The sequence below is a fragment of the Rhizobium sp. S152 genome (assembly GCF_030380735.1).
Taxonomy (GTDB): Bacteria; Pseudomonadota; Alphaproteobacteria; order Rhizobiales; family Rhizobiaceae; genus Rhizobium.
Map to the genome: position 1 here is coordinate 101,006 of NZ_JAUDRZ010000001.1, position 19,310 is coordinate 120,315.

Consider the following 19,310-nt stretch of genomic DNA (forward strand, 5'->3'; position numbering starts at 1 on the left):
AGACTTCAAAGGCGCTCCGCCAGCGAAGCCATCAAGGAATCCCATGCGTCGGCGGCCGGATCAAGAGCCGTTATCAGCGGATCGTATTTCTTGCGGGTCACGGCGCGCGCAAGCTGGAACTGCACGGACTTGGCCACCTCGGAAATCCGCCGTGCCGATTCCGCCGCGCCGGAAAACTCGTTCGGCGAGAGCCAGATGAGATGATCGCCGGCAAGCTCGAAATTGGCGCCGAACTGGCGCAGCGTGTTGAATGCGTATTTGTGGAAGAAATCGAAAGGACGCTCGGCCAGCGCTTCGACCTGCTTTGGAAACACTTCCGCAAAGGCGCGGATGGGATTGCTTGCCGGGCGCCGAGCGTAGTGAAGCCCAAGCAGCCGACGTGCGGTCTCGCGCAGATGCGCTTCATCGCGGGGCAGCGCCGGGAATTTGGCGAACTCGGTATAGGGAAGGAACGGAGGTGCGCCGTCCGCCAGATGCATCTGGAACAGCCCGTCGAAATCCTCGCCCTGCAATTCGAAATAGCCGCCATTGTGGAAGTATTCGATCCGCCGTCCGGCCACATCCAGCCGATTGACGGCGACGGTGGTCTTGCCGTGCTCCGTGCGGTAGGCCGTGCCCTGCGTATCCGGCATGTAGAACGAATCCATTTCAATCAGGCACAGGCGGCCCCGGCCGATCTGCGTCTGAATGTGGGATTCGACACGATCGAAGATCGCGAGCTCCGTCACGCGGATATCGTAGAGCGCTTCCAGATCCTCGAGCGGCACCTTGAAGAAGGTGAACTGATCGCCCTCGAAATCCTGCATCAGCGTAAAGCCAAGCATGGCCTCGGGTGCCACGCCGAAGCTGTTCAGCACCTCGATCCAGAGATCGACATAGCAATTGGTTTCCGGCCACATGCGCTCGCTGGAATGCAGCGCATGCTGGACATAGCCATCCGGACGGATCGCCGGGAAAACGGAAGACATGAAGGCGCTCAGCCCCAGAGCGCCTGGCGCACGCTGGCCGGCCACTGCTTCACGTCGAGGCCGTGGCGATGGAACAGAGCGAGCGCGATACGCTCGAGCCCGAAGCCGACGCAGGCCGTAAAGGCAACGCTTCCATCCTCGAGATTCAGGCCCCACTTCTGGCCGAACGAATCCTGATGGAAGTTGAAGCTCATGCAGGCGGTGGGATTGGCCGTCGACGTGATCGGGATCAGGAGCTCGAACTTGAGGTTCTGATCGCGCTGGTTGTTGACCATCATGCGGCCGGCGCGGCCGAAGAACGGATCGTTGGCGACGTCGATGGTGACGTCGAGGCCGACGAGCTTCATCATCTCCAGACCGCGATCCATCCAGTTCTGGCGGAAATCGGTGACATGCTTTTCCGTGCCCATGCAGACATATTCACGCATGCGGAACAGCTGCTGGCGGGCCGGATCGCGCGACGGTTCATGGCGGAAGCAATAGGACTGCAGGTCGAACAGCGCGCCGTCCTTCGGCAGGTTGCCGCGGCGGGCAACCGTCGGATAGAGCGGATAGCAGGCGGCCGGCGTCAGCACGATCTCGGTCGCTTCCTGGCCCTTGGTCCAGTCTTCTCCGACTTCCATGCACTGCAGGAGATTCATATGGTCGAGCTCGCTGCCGCAGAAGCTGTGCACGGTGCCGGCCAGCTGCGGAAAGCTCTTCATATAGCCGCTCTTCTCGAAGATTTCGCGGTTCATGCCCGGGGGAAAGCGCATCGCTTCCGCGCCGTCCTCGCCGCCGAAACGGTCGATCAGGCGCTCAAAGGCAGCGATCACATCCTCGAACTGGCCGCTGCGGCCGTAAAGGCCATCGACGCCCATGTCGATCAGAAGGCCGGATTCGAACAGCCGGTCCAGAAATGTCGTTTGCGCGTCCATGTCGTCACCCCAGTAGGCTAGTGTCCTGCTTGTGGACAAGAAGCATGCTCGACGTGTTGCCGAGAATGCGGTCGTTCGAGATCATCAGCTGCGCGGAATGGGCGTCGCGCAGGTGGCGACCAATGCTGAACGGCGTGCCGTTCTTGTAGCCCATGATGCCGCAGATCAGCATCGCGTGATTTATGATGTCGAGAATCGTCTCCGACGATGCGATCTTGACGTTGTTCATGGCGACCGCGAAGCCCATCGACGAAAGCTTGTCGGCGTTGTCCTTTGCGTCCTCGTAGAATTTGAGACCAGCAACGACATTCGAGCGCACCATCTGCAGGAGGTTCGAAGCTTCGGCCAGCCGCAACGCGCCCGGGGGCGGTGCGCCGGGCGACTTACGGGCCGCGGCCCGAACGAAAGCCTGTGCGCGGCCAACGGCATCGACCGCTATCCCGTACCAAACACTGCTCCACAGCAGATGCGAGGAAGCAAGCATCGACTGCGCCGCGATCTCGGCGAACGGCTTTGGCAGAATCTGCTCAGCCGGCGCCTCTCCCTTGAACAGGAAACCATCGGAACAGGTGCCGCGCATCCCGAGCGTGTTCCACACGTGAGTCTTTTCCAGTGTGTACTGATCACGCAGGAAAACCGTCAGAACCTGATCGGACGAAGCGGCTTCCGCATGCGCCCGTGAGGTAATCATGATCATGTCGGCGTGCGAGCCGTAGGAAATGACGGTGGCGTCCTTCTCCAGGCGGCAGACACCGCCATCGATGGCAATGGCGCAAATGCTGTTGCGCAGATTGCCGCCGATTCCGCCTTCGGTGGTGGCCGAGGCGATCAGAAGCTGTTCGGCGGCGATGCGTTGCATCAGCGAACGGTGCCAGGCGCTGTTATCGCAATGCTCGACAAGGCTACAGAGCTTGATGTGATGCATGGCGAAGACCATGGCCGCTGCAGCACATGCCTGTCCGAGCATCGCGCACAGTTCGGCGATCTCGGAGATGCTGGCACCCTCGCCGCCGAGGTCACGCGCAATCTGGATGCCAAGCAGCCGCTCCGCCCTCAGAGCTTCGACCGCTTCACTCGGGAATCGCCCTTCAAAATCAACGGCGTCGGCGTGCTTGGCCGCAATGGCAGCAACGCGGGCGACCCTTGCGGAAAGGTCTGCTTCCGTGATTTTGACGGGAAAGTTCATTTAAGCAACTTTCCGGCTGTCATTGATGATGTCGATGGTCTTTGCGATCGCCGAAATACTGGCGAACGACTTGCGGTTCAGGAGATTATCAGGGAACTCCACATCGAAGGCTTCCTCGATGCCAAGCATCAGCTGCACGGAAGCAAAAGAGGTCAGGCCAACTGCGTAAAGGTCGGCATCATCCGCCACCTGATCGATTGCTACCGGGAGTTTCCCGAATTTGACCAACAGTTCACGGATTGTTGTATTCATTGCTTGAAATCTCCAAGATCATCATGCCTCGAGGGCGGTTCCGACCGCCTGTCCACAATAGCCGTAATCAGAAAAAGCCAATATTCCACTAAATGACGTAGTTAAAACCAATTAATCACTGATGTTAAAAGCTTAACCGAATGAAACCGTCAAGATTGAGTTAGTCAGCGCGAGCAATGACTTAGTGATTGCATCGCCTCATGCGCCAACGTTTCTGCGAAAGAAGAGTTGGATGAAAACAATACGCCTTTCGCCGACCTAGGTCGCCGCTGGCGGATAGTCGTGGGCGTCGCCACGAAAATCACTGACCGAGTAACAACCTTCGGCAGTTTTTCGGACGACAGTTCGTGCAATATCCGCCTTGCCGAACCCGCCGGGTATGTCGAGAATATAAGTCGGCTGGCACAGCCCCGAAATCCGGCCGCGAAGGGCGGAGACGATCGACTGCCCTTCTTCGATAGATATCCGGAAGTGACTGGTGCCCGGCGCAAGATCAGGGTGATGGAGATAGTACGGCTTCACCCGCGTTTCGACGAACCCCTTCATCAGCTCCGCAAGCACCGCGGGATCGTCGTTCACACCTCTCAGCAGGACCGACTGGCTGATCATGACGATACCGGCATCCACGAGCCTGCCGCAGGCCGCGCGCGCCGCGTCGGTCAGTTCGCGCGGGTGATTGGCATGCAACGCGACATAGACGGTTTTGCCGCTCGCCTTCAGCGCGGCGATCAGTGCTGCATCGACCTTGCCCGGATCGACAACGGGGACACGCGTATGAAACCTGACGATCTTCACGTGATCGATGGAAGCCAGTTCCCGAAGCATTTCTTCGAGCCGCCGCGGCGACAGGACCAACGGATCGCCGCCGGTTAGGATGACCTCCCATATTTCCGTGTGCTCGCGAATATAATCGAATGCGGCCTTCATTGCCGCCGGATCGAGCGTTCCCAGTCCCTGCGGCCCTACCATCTCGCGCCGAAAGCAGAAGCGGCAATAGACCGGGCAGACATGCACGGCCTTGAGCAGCACGCGATCCGGATAGCGATGGACGATCCCTTCCACCGGGCTGTGCGCGTGATCACCGATCGGATCGACCCGCTCTTCCGGCGTCAGCAGAAGCTCCGATGTATCCGGCACGAACTGCCGGGCGATCGGGTCGGCCGGGTCCGAGGTGTCTATCAGCCCGGCGACATCGGGCGTAAGCGCGATCGCATATTTGTGGGCGACCGCTTCCAGAGAGGCGCGATCCCGCGCGCCGAGCAGGCCTGCCCGGTCGAGATCCTCAACACTCTTGAGCGATCGTGCCGACGTCATCGGCCATACTCCGCGACCGGGGCCCAGAGCACCTGATCGATGCGTGATGCGCCGGTTGCCAGCATGACCAGGCGATCGAAACCAAGCGCGATGCCGCTCGCTTCCGGCATGATCGCAAGCGCCGCGAGAAAATCCTCATCGATCGGATAGGCCTCGCCGTAGATCCGCGTCTTTTCCGCCATCTCGATCTCGAATCGGCGGCGCTGTTCGGCGGCGTTGGTGAGTTCACCGAAACCGTTGGCCAGCTCGACGCCGCAGGCATAGACCTCGAAGCGCTCGGCAACCCTCGGATCACCCGCCGACGGCCTGGCGAGCGCCGCCTCCGATACCGGATACTCATCGAGGATGGTGACCCGCCCGAAGCCGAGATGCGGCTCGACCTTTTCGACGAGGACGCGGCTGAACAGATCGGCCCAGCCGTCGTCGTCAGCTATCCGCATGCCGACCCGCGCCATTTCGGCGGCCAGATGCGTCCGGTCCGTCTCACCAGTGGGCATTACCGATCCGAGCAGGTCGATATCGGCATGGCGGCGGAACGCATCCGCGACGCTGATCCGCTCGGGACCAGCGAATGGATCGCACTCCCGGCCGCGAAAGGTGAGCTTCGGCGTGCCCGTGGTTTCGGCCGCCAGCGCCAGGATGCGCACGCAATCCATCATCAGGCTCTCGTAGCTTTCGCCGACGCGATACCATTCCAGCATGGTAAACTCGGGATGATGTAGCGGCCCGCGCTCGCGGTTGCGATAGACGTGAGCAAAGCAGGCGATGCGCTGCTCGCCCGCCGACAGCAGCTTCTTGCAGGCGAATTCCGGCGAAGTGTGCAGATAGAAGGGCGCTGCCTGCCCATCCGTCGTCAGCGCCTCGGTGACAAAACCGTGCAGATGCGCCTCGTTGCCGGGCGAGATCTGCAGCGCCGACGTATCGACCTCGATGAAATCCTCGCGCCCGAAATAGCCGCGCAACGATGCCTGGATCGCGTTGCGTCCGATCAGGAACGGGCGGCGATCCGAGTGGACGCTAGGCGTCCACCAGGGAGACACTGTTACGATCGGGGCTTTCATTCGATGATGCCTGACCTTTGTAACCCACGCGAGGGCTGGCTATTTGCCGGATTTTAGGTTAGTTGCGCCCCCAAAGAACAATCAATTGCGTCTTCGGGGCCATTTCGACAGTCCTCTACGACGCCACCAGCCGAGTTACAAGGAAGTCTTATGGTAAAGGTCATCGCCTCTTCCGTCCGCAAGGGCAACGTCCTCGAAGTCGAGGGCAAGCTCTACGTCGTTCTGACGGCCAACAACTTTCACCCGGGCAAGGGCACGCCGGTTACCCAGGTTGATATGCGCCGTATCGTCGACGGCGTGAAGGTGTCGGAACGTTGGCGCACCACCGAGCAGGTCGAGCGTGCCTTTGTCGAGGACGTCAACCACCAGTTTCTCTATGAAGATGGCGAAGGCTTCCACTTCATGAACCCGGAAACTTACGATCAGGTCGTCGTCGATATCGAAACCATGGGCGACCAGAAGGCCTATCTCCAGGAAGGCATGGTCTGCATTCTGTCCATGCACGAAGGCGTCGCGCTTGCCCTGCAGCTGCCGCGCCACGTGACGCTCGAGATCACCGAGACCGAGCCGGTCGTGAAGGGCCAGACGGCCTCGTCGTCCTACAAGCCGGCCATGCTGTCGAACGGCATCCGCACCTCGGTACCGCCGCACATCGATGCCGGCACCCGCGTCGTCATCGCGACCGAAGACAACTCCTACGTCGAGCGCGCCAAGAACTAAGCGCTCTCGCACACCAAATCGAAAAAGCCGCGTCGGAAACGATGCGGCTTTTTTTATTGGATTCGTCGCCGGCAAACAAAAAACGCCGGGCTAAGCCGGCGTTTTCGAGTGTTTTCGAAATGTTGCGTGACGCGCTGTAATTAGCGCGGGCAACGTGCCTCGTAGCGGCGGCCGTAGCGATCGCGATAGACGCAGTAACCGCGGCGTTCGACCGACTGGCCGATCAGAGCGCCAGCAAGGCCACCAGCGACAGCGCCGACAGCAGCGCCACCCCAGCTGTGGCTAACGGCGCCGCCGATAACCGCGCCAGTACCGGCACCGATGGCAGTACCCTGTTCCGTGGCCGTGCAGGATGCAAGCGCGCCAACCAGAGCACCAATCAGAACAATCTTCTTCATCATGACATTAACTCCCAGGTTTTTCGGGCACTTAGATACGGCCCATGAGCAACAGAATAATGATAATCAGCAGAACTAGTCCTAAACCACCGGAAGGTCCATAGCCCCAGCTGCGGCTGTAACCCCAGTTAGGCAAGGCGCCGACCAAAAGCAGAATAAGGATGATGAGCAGTATCGTGCCAAGCATGGTTTATGTCCTCAACTCGTCGTGTATACGAATGGACACAAAACACACGTCCGCGATTTTTGTTCCGCCGAGTTTCGCGCTTTCGTATGGCCTTGCGATGTGTGTGGCAGGAAAACATCACAAAGCTCCCCGAAATCGGCAAAGAGCTCCCGAAAATAGCGGCTTCGACGTTTGTCGTATGGTTAAATTATCATGCAATTACAATATTTTGCGATGCACAAACAGAGAAACCGGAAATATCGTTGATTCGTCGGCTATTTGTTCCGCTTTTGGCCAAAACGCTTGCCAGCTAAGTTCTTGTAATGAATCTTGCGAAAAATCGAGGTTGGCAAGCGATTTACGTTGACAGGCCACTTCCTATCCTCCGTTCCGCCCGTCAAACTTCGGCAGATTCACGATCTAGTGGGAAAAAGTGATTCAAAATCAATACTTAGCCGTGAACAAACCCTGAATCATCCGGAGTCACTGATTCGTCTCCGATTCGTTCTCAAACTGTTCCGGCTCGCAGCCATCTTGTTTCAAACACCCCCGATCGCTTATAAATCCCTTCGTTAAATGAAGTTCAGCCCTTGCGTTTGCTCAGGTGGCTGTCCATGTGTGTTCGGCTTCTGATAGAAGCGGACGTGACCTGAGGCTCCCGCCTCACTTGCAGGACCATGACACTGACATCGCAGCCGATGATACTGAGCGGGCGCGGGGTGACCGCGGTGCTTGGACCGACCAATACCGGCAAGACGCATTATGCCATCGAGCGCATGGTCGCGCATGGCACCGGCGTGATCGGCCTGCCGTTGCGCCTTCTGGCGCGCGAGGTCTACACGCGGGTTGTCGAGAAGGTCGGCGTCCAGAATGTTGCGCTGGTCACCGGCGAGGAAAAGATCTCTCCGCCGAAGGCCCGCTATTCGGTCTGTACCGTCGAAGCCATGCCGCGCGAAACCAAGGCCGCCTTCGTCGCCATCGATGAGGTGCAGCTGGCCGGCGATCTCGAGCGCGGCCATATCTTCACCGATCGCATCCTGCATCTGCGTGGCCGCGACGAAACGCTGCTGCTCGGCGCCGGAACCATGCGACCGATCCTGCAGCAACTGCTGCCTGGTATCACCGTTGTCGAGCGTCCCCGCCTCTCGCACCTTTTCTACGCCGGCCAGAAGAAGCTGACGCGCCTGCCGCAGCGCTCCGCCATCGTCGCCTTTTCGGCTGACGAGGTCTATGCGATCGCAGAACTCATTCGTCGCCAGCGTGGCGGCGCGGCGGTCGTGCTCGGCGCGCTCAGCCCACGCACCCGCAATTCGCAGGTGGCGCTCTACCAGGAAGGCGACGTCGAATATCTGGTCGCGACCGACGCCATTGGCATGGGTCTCAACCTCGATGTCGACCATGTCGCCTTTGCCCAGGACCGCAAGTTCGACGGCTACCAGTTCCGCAATCTCAATCCGTCCGAGCTCGGCCAGATCGCCGGCCGTGCCGGCCGCCATCTGCGCGACGGCACCTTCGGCGTCACCGGCCACGTCGATCCCTTCGACGAGGAACTGGTTGAACGCATCGAAGGCCACGAGTTCGATAACGTCAAGGTGCTGCAGTGGCGCACCAAGGAGCTCGACTACGCCTCGATCCGCGCGCTGCGCGCGAGCCTCGAGACCGGCCCGCGCGTCACCGGCCTGACGCGCGCCCTGCCGGCAGTCGATCAGCAGGCGCTGGAGCACCTGTCGCGCTACCCCGAGATCAACGACCTGGCGACCACCCCGGAACGGGTGGAAAAGCTCTGGGAAGCCTGCGCGCTTCCCGACTACCGGCGTATCGCCCCCGCACAACATGCCGATCTGATTTCGACCCTCTTTTCTGATCTCGTGCGATATGGCACGGTGAACGAGGACTTCCTTGCCGAGCAAGTGCGCCGGGCGGATCGAACAGACGGCGAAATTGACACGCTTTCGGCGCGAATCGCGCAGATAAGGACTTGGACCTATGTGTCGAATCGGCCCAATTGGCTTGCCGATCCGACACACTGGCAGGAAAAGACGCGGGAAATCGAAGATCGATTGTCCGATGCGTTACATGAAAGGTTGACGAAACGCTTTGTTGATCGCAGGACGTCTGTGCTCATGAAGCGCCTGAGAGAGAATGCGATGCTGGAAGCTGAAATCAGTGTAAATGGCGATGTCTTCGTTGAAGGACATCATGTAGGGCAGTTGTCCGGTTTCCGGTTCACGCCCATCGGAGGAGCTGAGGGACCGGACGCGAAAGCTGTCCAGACTGCTTCCCAGAAGGCGCTTGCTTTGGAATTCGAGGCGCGCGCAGCGCGTATCCATGCCGCCGGCAACAGCGATCTGGCGATCGGCTCCGATGGCGCGATCCGCTGGCTCGGCGATCCCGTCGCACGCTTGACGGGCAGCGACCACATTATGCGCCCGCGTGTCATCCTGCTCGCCGACGAGCAGCTGACCGGCAACGCCCGCGACCACGTGGCCGCCCGTCTCGAGCGCTTCGTGAACCATCACATCTCGACCGTGCTGAAGCCGCTGGACGATCTGTCCCGCGCCGAAGACCTGCAGGGTCTCGCCAAGGGCCTGGCATTCCAGCTCGTGGAAAATCTCGGCGTGCTCTTCCGTCGCGACGTGACCGAGGAGGTGAAGTCGCTCGACCAGGACGCCCGCGCCTCGATGCGCCGCTACGGCGTTCGCTTCGGCGCCTACCACATCTTCGTTCCCGCGCTGCTGAAGCCGGCTCCGGCCGAGCTTATCACGCTGCTCTGGGGCCTGAAGAATGACGGCCTCGACAAGCCGGGCTACGGCGACCTCATCCCGGTTCTGGCCGCCGGCCGCACATCCGTGGTTACCGATCCAAGCTACGAGCGCACCTTCTACAAGCTCGCTGGCTTCCGTTTCCTCGGCAAGCGCGCCGTGCGCATCGATATCCTTGAGCGCCTGGCTGATATCATCCGTCCGCTGCTGCAGTGGAAGCCCGGCCAGCCGAACCGCCCTGAGGGCGCCTATGACGGCCGCCGCTTCACGACCACCACGGCCATGCTGTCCATCCTCGGCGCCACGCTCGAGGACATGGAAGAAATCCTCAAGGGCCTCGGCTATCGCGCCGACGCCGTGAAGGCCGAGGACGCCGCCGCTCATCTGGCCACGCAGGACGCTTCGTCGGCTCCTGCCGCCACCGTGGAAGCGAGCACGGAAGAAGCCGCCGACAAGGCTGATCACGACGATGCGGATACCGCATCCGAGGAAGCGCCGGCATCGGAAGCCCCAGTTGTCGAGGCATCTGCACCGGAAGCCGCTGCCGAGGTGCAACCTGCCGCCGAAGCAACGGAAACCGAGGAACCGAAGCCGGTTCTCCTGTGGCGCCTTGGCGGCCGCACCGACAACAACCAGCGCCAGGCGCGCGGTCATGGCGAACGCCGTGGCGGCGACCGCCAGGGTCAAGGTCAGGGTCAAGGCGAACGCCAGGATCGCGGTCAGGGCCATCGTCGCCAGGGCGGCGAAGGCGGCGACAACCGGGAGGGCAACCGCCAGAACCGTGGCAAGGATGGCGGCAAGCCGCATCAGGGCCGTGGTGACCGCAACGAACAGCGTGGCGAGCGCCAGGATCGCGGCGGCAACCGTGATCGCAACGATCGCAACAACAACCGCGGCGGCAATCAGCCGCTGCGCTTCGAGGCAAAGCCCCCGCGCAAGGAGAAGCCGGTGGATCCGGATTCGCCCTTCGCCAAGCTCGCTGCCTTGAAGGAGCAGATGAAGAAGTAAGCCATGAGCGGGGAGAAACAGCCATCAGACGGTTCGCGCCAGCGTATCGACAAGTGGCTGTTCTTCTCGCGCATGGTGAAGTCCCGCTCACTGGCCCAGGCCCATGTGCAATCCGGCCATGTCCGCATCAACGGTCAGCGCATCGCCCAGCCGAGTCATATGGTGAAGCCCGGCGATAAGGTGGAGCTCAGCCTCGACCGGCGCGACCTTGTATTGATCGTCAAGTCGGGCGGCGACCGGCGCGGCCCCTACGAGGAGGCCCGCCTCCTCTACGACGACCAGAGCCCGCCTCCCGACGAGACAAAACGGCTCACCGCTTACGAGCAGGCGACCCGCGACTTAGGCGCCGGCAGGCCCACCAAGAAAGAGCGTCGCGCCATCGACAGGCTCATGTCGGACGAGGATTAGAAAACTCTGCTCCGAACCGGCACCTTTTGCGATTTCTTTATCCTTGAAATCCGCCCTCAAACTCGATAGGTCACAGGGCAACATGCCGGACAGGATTGTGGGCGGAGAAGCCCGCCAATGCTTGCTTCCCGGCTGGGGTAGAGGCGCGACGTTCCAGGTTGCCCGATCCCGCTTGTATGGAAATCCTGGAGTTCTTCATGACCTATGTCGTGACCGACAACTGCATTCGCTGCAAATACACTGATTGCGTTGAAGTCTGCCCGGTTGATTGCTTCTATGAAGGGGAAAACTTCCTCGTCATCCATCCCGACGAATGCATCGACTGCGGCGTCTGCGAGCCGGAATGTCCCGCCGAGGCGATCAAGCCGGACACCGAACCGGGCCTCGACAAGTGGCTGAAGGTGAATGCCGAGTTTGCCGGCATCTGGCCGAACATCACGGTAAAGAAGGATGCCATGGCCGAGGCCAAGGAGATGGACGGCGAGACCGGGAAGTTCGAAAAGTACTTCTCCGAGAAGCCCGGTTCCGGCGACTGAGTCGGACCGAGATTCCATAGCCGGAAAACGGCTTTTGCGCGCGCCGGACGCGCCTGAACCTGCTTGACGCATATGGGTGACATGTGTTGCCCGCATGACTCAGTCGCAGTAAATTATTGATTTCCTCATATTTTTGTGATAGGTTTATCACACTGATCCATTTGTGGCATATCGCTTGCCCCAAGCCACCACGAAAGCAACACAAATCCACACGCGGTTTCCGTGACATATCAACGCCTTGGGCTGTGAGGTCAGAAAATCGCGCGCCTGAACATGTTTGCTTCTGTCCGGTGGGACCAGAAGTAAGTCACCCGACGGATCCTACCGTCTCATCCGGGCCTGACTGACCCGGCTCCGGCGATGCCGGAAGCGTAACAGGGAGTTTTTGATTAGAATGACGACCCAGCAGAAAAAACCTTCTTCCGCCCGTCACGGCTTCAAGACCGGTGAATCGATCGTGTATCCCGCACACGGCGTCGGTACCATCACCGCTATCGAAGAGCAAGAAGTTGCAGGCATGAAGCTCGAACTTTTCGTGATCGATTTCGACAAGGACAAGATGCGCCTCAAGGTGCCGGTGGCAAAGGCCATGAGCATCGGCATGCGCAAGCTGTCCGAAACCGATTTCGTCGAGCGGGCTCTGAAGGTTGTGCAGGGCAAGGCGCGCGTCAAGCGCACCATGTGGTCCCGCCGTGCCCAGGAATATGATGCCAAGATCAATTCTGGTGACCTGATCTCGATTGCTGAAGTCGTGCGCGATCTCTACCGCGCGGAAAATCAGCCGGAGCAGTCCTATTCCGAGCGTCAGCTTTACGAAGCAGCCCTTGACCGCATGGCCCGCGAGATCGCGGCCGTGAATAAGATGTCTGAAACCGAAGCCGTTCGCCTTGTCGAGACCAATCTCAACAAGGGTCCGAAGCGTGGCAAGGCCGTCGACGAGGACGAAGCCCAGGAAGAAGAAGCAGCTTAATCAAAGCTCTGTTTTGCCTACCAAAAAACCCGGCCTCAAGCCGGGTTTTTTTATTGGAACTTTTTCCGATCTGGCGCGTTATTGAAATGTAGGTGCGAACCTTGCGGCAATCTCCATGCCCTCGAATGTTCGCATATCTGTAAACATTCGTTGAGGAGCGGATCATGCATTCCACATATTGCCCAAGCCTCGGCAACATGAAGAAACTGGTCCCGCCCGGCCTTCTGACCGGCTCATAAGCCTAAACTAGGGCCTGATCCGGAAACGTCCAGAGTATCAGACCCCAATAGCTTCACGACATCCGTTGGATCCGGGCCGCCTTGGCCCGGAACGAGAATTCTTTTCCCATTTTTCGGGCGCGACGCCTGTATTCAGGAGACCGAGATGAAGAACATGTCTGCAGACCGGCGCATGATCAAAATTGCAATGGCGGCTCCTTACCTGGCGCGTGAAGAGGAACATGATCTCGCGATCAGATGGAAGAACAATGACGACCGTGGCGCGCGCAATCAGATCGCCATGGCTCATATGCGCCTTGTCATCTCGATGGCAGGCAAGTTCCGCAACTTCGGCCTTCCGATGAGCGACCTTGTGCAGGAAGGCTATGTCGGCCTTCTCGAAGCGGCGGCCCGCTTCGAGCCGGAGCGCGACGTCCGCTTCTCGACCTATGCCAGCTGGTGGATACGCGCATCGATCCAGGATTACATCCTGCGCAATTGGTCGATCGTGCGTGGCGGCACCAGCTCCGCGCAGAAGGCGCTTTTCTTCAACCTGCGGCGGCTGCGCGCCAAGCTTGCCAAGGGCGACACCCAACTCACGCTGCAATCTATTCACCAGGAAATCGCCGCCGCCCTCGGCGTTAGTCTTTCCGATGTCCAAACGATGGATGCCAGGCTTTCCAGCAACGATGCATCGCTCCAGGCCCCCTCGGTCTCCGGCGACGCCGACAGCGCCGAGAAGATGGATTTCCTCGTCAGCAACGAACCGCTGCCCGATGAGCAGGTGACCAACATGATCGACGGCGAGCGCCGCCGCGTGTGGCTTGCCTCGGCACTCACACATCTCAACGAACGCGAAATGAAAATCATCAGCGCCCGCCGGCTTGCCGAAGACGGCGCGACACTTGAAGAACTCGGCGCCGACCTTGGCATTTCCAAGGAACGCGTGCGCCAGATCGAAAGCCGCGCCATGGAAAAGCTGCGCAGCGCCCTGGTGACAGCAGACCCCTACATGGCCGCATCGGCCTGAACGAGCTTACTCCCCCAGTGATGTGACTGGCCCGGTGCAAACCGGGCCTTTTTTCTCATTCGGAGATGATTTTCACGCGATCGCCGGGCGAAACGGAAGCGCCGGTGGGCAGTGCGTTGATAAGCTTGAAGAGATCGAGCTTACGGTCCGTTCCCATCATCCGCGCGGCAAGGGTGGTGATGTTTTCGCCCGGACGTACGGTGACGACGCGCACGCGAAGCGGCTTGAGCGAAGCGGCCTCCTCGGGCGTCATGCGCCGGAAGCTGGCCCTGAGGATATCGGCAGTCTGTTCCAGCACAGGGCTATCCTTCGGCACCGCCGTCAGGAAGCGGAAAATCTGGGAGTTGATGCGCACCACCGTGACATCAAAATCCCACCGGTCCGCGCTCGCCCGCGCGGTCGCGGCTTCCATACCGTTGACGGTGATCTGCCGGATCGTCGACGGATCGAGCCCGGTGACCCAGCCGCTCGAGATATAGTTCGTCAGCGTCTGGTTCTGGCTATCGGCTACGCCATCGAAGCGGATGGCGACGTCGTTCGGGCCGGTCGCCATGACCGCCTCGACCTTGTTGTCGATCTTGAAGCCTTCAGGCACGTCGAAGCGAATGCCGAGCCCGCCATGGAGGAAGGTCTGGCCCCGCACGTAGCCCTCCTCGGGGCTATCGCCGTAAAGCAGCCCGTCGATGCCATCGAGATAGTAATCCCGGCCCGTATCCCCGACCTTGCCCTCCTGCCCGAAGGCGCGGGCATGGTCGCGGGCAAGCTCGATGCGCTGCGCCGAATTCGGGTGGCTGGAGAGGAAGTCGAGGCTCTGGTCGGCCTCCGGATCGACGGACATGAAGCGGCTGTAGCCGGCCATCGAATCCAGGAATCGCGACGCTGCGAAGGGATCGTAGCCCGCCTCGCCGAGCATGCGCACACCGATTACGTCGGCCTGAAGTTCCTGTTGGCGGGAGAAAGCGGCGAGCCTGAGCTTGCCGCGCGCCAGCGCCTGCTTGCCGGCGATATCGCTCGACAGCACCTCGGCCACCACGCGGCTTGCGATGACCTCGGCCTCCTCGCGCTTCTGGCGCTCGATGCCGTGGTTCGCTGTGACATGACCCATCTCGTGGGACAGCACGGCCGCCACTTCCGAGGCGTCGTTGGCGAGCGCGAGAAGACCGCGGGTAACGTAGAGATAGCCGCCCGGTAGCGCGAAGGCGTTGATGGCGGGCGAGTTGAGGATGGTGATGCGGTAGGACTGGCTCGGATTCTCCGACACTGCCGTCAGGGCGCCGGCAATGCGTGCCACGAGACGTTCCGTCTTTGCATCCTTGTATTCGCCGCCATAGCTGGAAACGATGCGCGGATGCTCGCGCGCCCCCATCGCCGCACGCGGATCGTTCTTCTGGACCTCATCGACGATCTGCGGATTGGACGAGGGGCCGACGCTAGGCTGATAGGATTGTTCAAGCGCCGATTGGCACCCGTACAGCGCGAGGCTCGAAACCGAGACGAGCAGCACCCGCCGGGCCCAATGGCCCGCCACGGAAAACGCATCACTGGAAGGCGCGGCCAATTTCCACGTCGTCATGCTGTCCAGTCTGGTTCTCCGGGTCATCGTGCTTTTCGGCCGGCGCGCGCTTGCGACCAAGTCGGTCTCGATAGATTTCAAGAGGCGTTCCGTCCCCGCTTCTGCACTGCACAATCGAGAACGCAAGCCATTGCTCTAGCTGATTTTCGCATCGATTGCATAGCGAGACTCTGACTAAATATGGCGCCGTTGTATTTTAGCAAGCCTGGCGACGTCTTCGGTTAACCTTCGGTCGCTTCAAATTATGGCGAAAGTGCCGTTACGGAACACAGATTCGTCAACCTTGAAGAAATTGCGCCAAGCCGTGATGGTTCCGGCGCGAGGTGAAATCGCCGATGGGAGCGGCCACGGCAACCTGTCCGCCCTCGATGAACAGCGCGAAATCGGCGATCCTTCGAACCTCGTCGGGATCATGCGAGACGATCACCACCGTATTGCCCGACTGCCGATGCATATCGAGCAACAGCGCCGCCATCTCGTTGCGCAAGGCTGGATCGAGTGCCGCGAAGGGCTCGTCGAGCAGCAGCACCGGACGCTTGCGCACCAGCGCCCGGGCAAAAGCCACACGCTGGCGCTCTCCCCCCGACAGCGTTGCCGGCATGCGTCGCTCGAAACCGCCGAGCCCAACCCTCTCCAGCGCCGCCGAAATGGCCGATCGATCGGGTGCCGAAAGCTTCAGCGCCGGATCTATGCCGAGCCCGACATTGGTGAACACATCCAGATGCGCGAAGAGATTGTTTTCCTGGAACACCAGCGACACCGGCCGCTGCGCCGGATGGCTGTGCGTGACATCGGTACCATTGATGAGGATCTTGCCGCTTGCCGGCGCATCGAAGCCGGCAAGCAGGTTGAGAAAGGTGGATTTGCCCGCGCCCGATGCGCCGGTGACGGCGATGACAACTCCGGCCGGCAGCCGGCAATCGAAGCGGAAGTCATGTGCGCCGAGCCGCAGCCCGACATCACGCACCTCTATGCCGTCCTTCAACTCAGCCATTCCGGGTCTCCCGCCACACCTGACCCGTGGTGCCGGCGATTGTCAGTAGCAGACAGACAAGGCCGAGGATCAGGGCGAAACCATCTGCATCATTGGTGCGATAGCTGCCCATGCTGCTGTAGACAAGCCAAGGCAGGGTGATGAACCCATCCGATCCGAACAGCGCTACCGCGCCGAGATCACCAAGCGACAGCGCCATCGCGAAAGAGAGGGCCGTGAAGAGCGGCTTCATCAGTGCCGGCCCGTCGATCCGCAGGAGCCGGCTGAGCCCGTGGATGCCGAGGCTGGCCGAAAGCCTTTGCGTGCGGTGCTGGTGGATGCGGTAGGCGGGCTCGAGAATGCGCATGACAAAGGGCAGCGACATCAATGTGTTGATGGCGACCACGAGAACGGGCGCGAAAAACGTTGCATCTCCGAATTCCCTGAGCGCCATGAACCAACCCGTCGCCAGAACGATCGGCGGCACCAGCAGAACCAGCGACGATGCACCGCCCATGCTCGAAAAGAACACGCCGCTGACCCTTTGCTCCGACCCGCGCAACGAAAGCAGGTGACGCGCCCGCACCAAAGCCACGGACAATACCAGTGCCAGCACCGCAGCGGAGAGCGCGATGGCAAGGCTGGTACCAGCGGCGCGCCAGAAGACCGGTTGCATCACCAGCTTCGCGAGGTCCGCGCGCAGGCCGGCGATGACGACCGAAAGTAGCGGCAATCCCAGGAACAGCACCGAGACGAATATCATCGCTACATCCGCCAGCCGGACACCGATCATCTGCGCATCCGGGCGCCTGACGGATTTTCCGGATGTGACGCCATCGTCGCCGGCGCCCGGCAACAGCGCGAGGAAACCGAGAATGACCGCCGTGGCCGCTATCTGCAGCAGGGACAGTGCGACCGCACGGCCGGGATCGAAATCGAAGCGTAGCGCCTGGTAGATCGCCACCTCGATCGTGGTTGCCGCCGGACCGCCGCCAAGCATCAGCACCAGCGTGAAGCTCGTGGCGCACAACATGAAGATCAGACCCGCAATCCCGGGAATGACGGCCCTGAGCACCGGCCATTCGATGAAGCGAAACACGGAAGCAGGCCGCATGCCGAGCCCGCCGGCCATCAGCCAGTATTCGCCGGGCACGCGCTCCAGCCCCGCCAGCATGAGGCGGCAGGCGAGCGGCATGTTGAAGAACACATGCGCCAGGAGAATGCCGCCAAGGCCGTAGATGCTGAGCGGTTCCGCGAAGCCGATCTTGAGGAGCAGCGCGTTCAATACGCCCTGCCGTCCCCAGATGCCGATCAGTCCGAGGGCGCCGATCAGCACAGGCAGCCCCATCGGCACGGCCATCAACCGGATGATCCAGATCCGCCCCGGAAACCGCGGTTGCCGTGCCAGCGCCCGCGCCACCGGCAGTGCAAAGAGAATGGACAGGACAGTGGAGATCAGCGCCTGCAACAGCGTGAAGCGCAACACGCGGAGAATATAGGGATCGGTGACCGCAGCCGTGATCGACGACGCCCCGCCCGAAACGAGCAGCGCCGTGATCGCCAGACCGACGAAAAACGCAATGCCGGCGAGGCTGAGCGCCCCGCCTGTCATCGCACGTCTTATATCGGCCGCAGTAAAGAGCATCAGTTCATGCTCATGGCGGCCAGCCACTCGTCGATCCAGGCCTTGCGGTTCTTTGCGACCTCATCCGGGCTCATAAGAAAGGTCTTTGACGGATTGACAAGCTTGCCGAAAGCATCCGGCAGCGGCTCCGATGTCGCCGATACGGGCATCATCCAGTTGTTGGTCGGGATCGTGTCCTGGAAGCCAGGGGTGATCATGAATTTCAGGAAATCCTGGGCCAGCGCCTTGTCCGGCGCGTTCTTCAAGAGACCGGCGACCTCGATCTGGATGTAGTGCCCTTCCGAGAATGCCGCGGCCTGATAGCGATCCGTTTTTTCCGAAACCATGTGATAAGCCGGAGACGTCGTGTAGGAGAGCACCATGGGCGCCTCGCCCTTTGTGAACAGGCCATAGGCTTCCGACCAGCCGGGCGTCACCGTCAGCACGCGCTTCTTGAGCTTCGCCCAAGCTTCCGGCGCCTTGTCGCCATAGACCGACTTCACCCAGAGCAGCAGGCCGAGGCCCGGCGTCGAGGTTCTGGGATCCTCGATGACGATCTTCTGCGCCGGGTCGCCTTCGACCATTTCCTTCAGGCTCGTCGGCGGCGTCTTGATCGTCTGCGTATCGTAGATCACGGCAAAATGGCCGTAGTCATAGGGCACGAAGACGTCGTCCTTGAAACCACCAGGGACCTTCAGCGCGCTGGTATCGACGCCGCTGACATCGAACAGGTCGGTGGACTTTGCCTCGGTGATAAGGTTCGTATCAAGGCCCAACACGACATCGGCCTTGGTGCCTGATCCTTCGAGCTTGAGACGCGACAGCAGCGCCACGCCATCGGCGACGCTCACGAAATTGACTGTGCAGTCGCAGGTCTTTTCGAACGCCGCCTTCACCTTGGGGCCGGGCCCCCATTCAGAGGTGAAGCTCTCATAGGTGTAGATGGTAAGCGTCTTGTCGGCGGCCTGCGCAGCGGCGCTAAAGCCTGCAAATGCAACGGTTGCGGCGAGCGCATATGTCTTCAAGCTGGTCATGGCACCTCTCCTCTTGGTGTTCTTGAAGGGGAAAAGGGCGGTGCCTGGTGTCACGCGTCTAATCCCTCCGCCGGTGTTAGCCGGATCAGGTTCCGCGGGTTGGCTTTCGCAAGCCTCTCAGCCTGACATCCTTGAATCTCAGGCACCCCGTTAGAGCGAGGAGAGATGTATCGTCGCGACCGGCATCTGACA

General features: G+C 60.8%; 18 protein-coding genes and 1 riboswitch. Of the genes, 6 read left to right on the plus strand and 12 right to left on the minus strand.

Annotated elements, in window-relative coordinates:
- Positions 1-5 precede the first annotated feature (5 nt).
- The 6 genes from QTL95_RS00490 to epmA all read right to left on the minus strand — a co-directional run bounded on the left by QTL95_RS00490 (position 6) and on the right by epmA (position 5,698).
- Entirely contained in the window at positions 6-968 is a 963-nt protein-coding gene (locus QTL95_RS00490) for a DUF1839 family protein (protein ID WP_289718015.1), read from the minus strand.
- 8 nt (positions 969-976) lie between these two features.
- The gene (locus QTL95_RS00495) at positions 977-1,885 is read right to left on the minus strand and encodes an amino acid--[acyl-carrier-protein] ligase (RefSeq protein ID WP_289718016.1); all 909 of its coding nucleotides are present in this window, start codon (positions 1,883-1,885) and stop codon (positions 977-979) included.
- A 4-nt stretch (positions 1,886-1,889) separates the two neighbouring features.
- Positions 1,890-3,071 (minus strand): acyl-CoA dehydrogenase family protein, encoded by a 1,182-nt coding sequence (locus QTL95_RS00500; RefSeq protein WP_289718017.1) that lies wholly within the window; start codon positions 3,069-3,071, stop codon positions 1,890-1,892.
- A complete protein-coding gene (locus QTL95_RS00505) occupies positions 3,072-3,323 on the minus strand; it encodes an acyl carrier protein (protein ID WP_289718018.1) in 252 nt (83 codons plus the stop codon). It abuts the gene before it with no gap.
- A gap of 258 nt (positions 3,324-3,581) precedes the next feature.
- Positions 3,582-4,637 (minus strand): lysine-2,3-aminomutase-like protein, encoded by a 1,056-nt coding sequence (locus QTL95_RS00510; RefSeq protein WP_289718019.1) that lies wholly within the window; start codon positions 4,635-4,637, stop codon positions 3,582-3,584.
- Positions 4,634-5,698 carry an EF-P lysine aminoacylase EpmA gene (gene epmA, locus QTL95_RS00515; RefSeq protein ID WP_289718020.1) on the minus strand — a complete coding sequence of 355 codons (1,065 nt, stop codon included), beginning with the start codon at positions 5,696-5,698 and terminating at the stop codon, positions 4,634-4,636. Before epmA ends, QTL95_RS00510 begins: the two co-directional genes overlap by 4 nt.
- A gap of 150 nt (positions 5,699-5,848) precedes the next feature.
- Between epmA and efp the strand changes: the two genes are divergently transcribed.
- A complete protein-coding gene (efp, locus tag QTL95_RS00520; protein WP_289718021.1) occupies positions 5,849-6,418 on the plus strand; it encodes an elongation factor P in 570 nt (189 codons plus the stop codon).
- Between the two features lie 140 nt (positions 6,419-6,558).
- Here the strand turns inward: efp and QTL95_RS00525 are convergent, their stop codons facing one another.
- Together QTL95_RS00525 and QTL95_RS00530 are read right to left on the minus strand one after the other, a co-directional pair.
- Positions 6,559-6,819, minus strand: a complete 261-nt coding sequence (locus QTL95_RS00525; RefSeq protein ID WP_018901871.1) for a YMGG-like glycine zipper-containing protein — start codon at positions 6,817-6,819, stop codon at positions 6,559-6,561.
- A 28-nt stretch (positions 6,820-6,847) separates the two neighbouring features.
- The gene (locus QTL95_RS00530) at positions 6,848-7,003 is read right to left on the minus strand and encodes a DUF3309 family protein (RefSeq protein ID WP_289718022.1); all 156 of its coding nucleotides are present in this window, start codon (positions 7,001-7,003) and stop codon (positions 6,848-6,850) included.
- Positions 7,004-7,659: 656 nt separating this feature from the next.
- Here QTL95_RS00530 and QTL95_RS00535 point away from each other — a divergent pair.
- The 5 genes from QTL95_RS00535 to QTL95_RS00555 all read left to right on the plus strand — a co-directional run bounded on the left by QTL95_RS00535 (position 7,660) and on the right by QTL95_RS00555 (position 13,914).
- A complete protein-coding gene (locus QTL95_RS00535; RefSeq protein ID WP_289718023.1) occupies positions 7,660-10,752 on the plus strand; it encodes a helicase-related protein in 3,093 nt (1,030 codons plus the stop codon).
- Positions 10,753-10,755: 3 nt separating this feature from the next.
- The gene (locus tag QTL95_RS00540; protein WP_289718024.1) at positions 10,756-11,160 is read left to right on the plus strand and encodes an RNA-binding S4 domain-containing protein; all 405 of its coding nucleotides are present in this window, start codon (positions 10,756-10,758) and stop codon (positions 11,158-11,160) included.
- Between the two features lie 197 nt (positions 11,161-11,357).
- Entirely contained in the window at positions 11,358-11,696 is a 339-nt protein-coding gene (gene fdxA, locus QTL95_RS00545) for a ferredoxin FdxA (RefSeq protein WP_289718025.1), read from the plus strand.
- Between the two features lie 394 nt (positions 11,697-12,090).
- On the plus strand, positions 12,091-12,666 hold the full coding sequence (locus tag QTL95_RS00550; RefSeq protein WP_289718026.1) for a CarD family transcriptional regulator: 576 nt from the start codon (positions 12,091-12,093) through the stop codon (positions 12,664-12,666).
- A 384-nt stretch (positions 12,667-13,050) separates the two neighbouring features.
- Positions 13,051-13,914 (plus strand): RNA polymerase factor sigma-32, encoded by an 864-nt coding sequence (locus QTL95_RS00555; RefSeq protein ID WP_037181738.1) that lies wholly within the window; start codon positions 13,051-13,053, stop codon positions 13,912-13,914.
- A gap of 55 nt (positions 13,915-13,969) precedes the next feature.
- On the opposite strand, the gene QTL95_RS00560 is transcribed toward QTL95_RS00555, so the two are convergent.
- The 4 genes from QTL95_RS00560 to thiB form a co-directional block, all read right to left on the minus strand.
- Positions 13,970-15,514 (minus strand): M48 family metalloprotease, encoded by a 1,545-nt coding sequence (locus QTL95_RS00560; RefSeq protein WP_289718027.1) that lies wholly within the window; start codon positions 15,512-15,514, stop codon positions 13,970-13,972.
- A gap of 250 nt (positions 15,515-15,764) precedes the next feature.
- A complete protein-coding gene (locus QTL95_RS00565) occupies positions 15,765-16,481 on the minus strand; it encodes a thiamine ABC transporter ATP-binding protein (RefSeq protein WP_289718028.1) in 717 nt (238 codons plus the stop codon).
- Positions 16,474-18,105 (minus strand): thiamine/thiamine pyrophosphate ABC transporter permease ThiP, encoded by a 1,632-nt coding sequence (gene thiP, locus QTL95_RS00570; RefSeq protein WP_289718178.1) that lies wholly within the window; start codon positions 18,103-18,105, stop codon positions 16,474-16,476. The genes QTL95_RS00565 and thiP overlap by 8 nt, the downstream gene beginning before the upstream one ends.
- Complete coding sequence (gene thiB / locus QTL95_RS00575; RefSeq protein ID WP_289718029.1) at positions 18,105-19,118, minus strand: thiamine ABC transporter substrate binding subunit; 1,014 nt, start codon at positions 19,116-19,118, stop codon at positions 18,105-18,107. Before thiB ends, thiP begins: the two co-directional genes overlap by 1 nt.
- Positions 19,119-19,163: 45 nt before the next feature.
- A riboswitch (TPP riboswitch) is annotated at positions 19,164-19,278 on the minus strand.
- Positions 19,279-19,310: the final 32 nt, after the last annotated feature.

Coding starts and splice junctions, on each gene's coding strand:
- QTL95_RS00490 (WP_289718015.1), bottom strand. CDS start 968: ATGTCTTCCGTTTTCCCGGCGATCCGTCCGGATGGCTATGTCCAGCAT.
- QTL95_RS00495 (WP_289718016.1), bottom strand. CDS start 1,885: ATGGACGCGCAAACGACATTTCTGGACCGGCTGTTCGAATCCGGCCTT.
- QTL95_RS00500 (WP_289718017.1), bottom strand. CDS start 3,071: ATGAACTTTCCCGTCAAAATCACGGAAGCAGACCTTTCCGCAAGGGTC.
- QTL95_RS00505 (WP_289718018.1), bottom strand. CDS start 3,323: ATGAATACAACAATCCGTGAACTGTTGGTCAAATTCGGGAAACTCCCG.
- QTL95_RS00510 (WP_289718019.1), bottom strand. CDS start 4,637: ATGACGTCGGCACGATCGCTCAAGAGTGTTGAGGATCTCGACCGGGCA.
- epmA (WP_289718020.1), bottom strand. CDS start 5,698: ATGAAAGCCCCGATCGTAACAGTGTCTCCCTGGTGGACGCCTAGCGTC.
- efp (WP_289718021.1), top strand. CDS start 5,849: ATGGTAAAGGTCATCGCCTCTTCCGTCCGCAAGGGCAACGTCCTCGAA.
- QTL95_RS00525 (WP_018901871.1), bottom strand. CDS start 6,819: ATGATGAAGAAGATTGTTCTGATTGGTGCTCTGGTTGGCGCGCTTGCA.
- QTL95_RS00530 (WP_289718022.1), bottom strand. CDS start 7,003: ATGCTTGGCACGATACTGCTCATCATCCTTATTCTGCTTTTGGTCGGC.
- QTL95_RS00535 (WP_289718023.1), top strand. CDS start 7,660: ATGACACTGACATCGCAGCCGATGATACTGAGCGGGCGCGGGGTGACC.
- QTL95_RS00540 (WP_289718024.1), top strand. CDS start 10,756: ATGAGCGGGGAGAAACAGCCATCAGACGGTTCGCGCCAGCGTATCGAC.
- fdxA (WP_289718025.1), top strand. CDS start 11,358: ATGACCTATGTCGTGACCGACAACTGCATTCGCTGCAAATACACTGAT.
- QTL95_RS00550 (WP_289718026.1), top strand. CDS start 12,091: ATGACGACCCAGCAGAAAAAACCTTCTTCCGCCCGTCACGGCTTCAAG.
- QTL95_RS00555 (WP_037181738.1), top strand. CDS start 13,051: ATGAAGAACATGTCTGCAGACCGGCGCATGATCAAAATTGCAATGGCG.
- QTL95_RS00560 (WP_289718027.1), bottom strand. CDS start 15,514: ATGACCCGGAGAACCAGACTGGACAGCATGACGACGTGGAAATTGGCC.
- QTL95_RS00565 (WP_289718028.1), bottom strand. CDS start 16,481: ATGGCTGAGTTGAAGGACGGCATAGAGGTGCGTGATGTCGGGCTGCGG.
- thiP (WP_289718178.1), bottom strand. CDS start 18,105: ATGCTCTTTACTGCGGCCGATATAAGACGTGCGATGACAGGCGGGGCG.
- thiB (WP_289718029.1), bottom strand. CDS start 19,118: ATGACCAGCTTGAAGACATATGCGCTCGCCGCAACCGTTGCATTTGCA.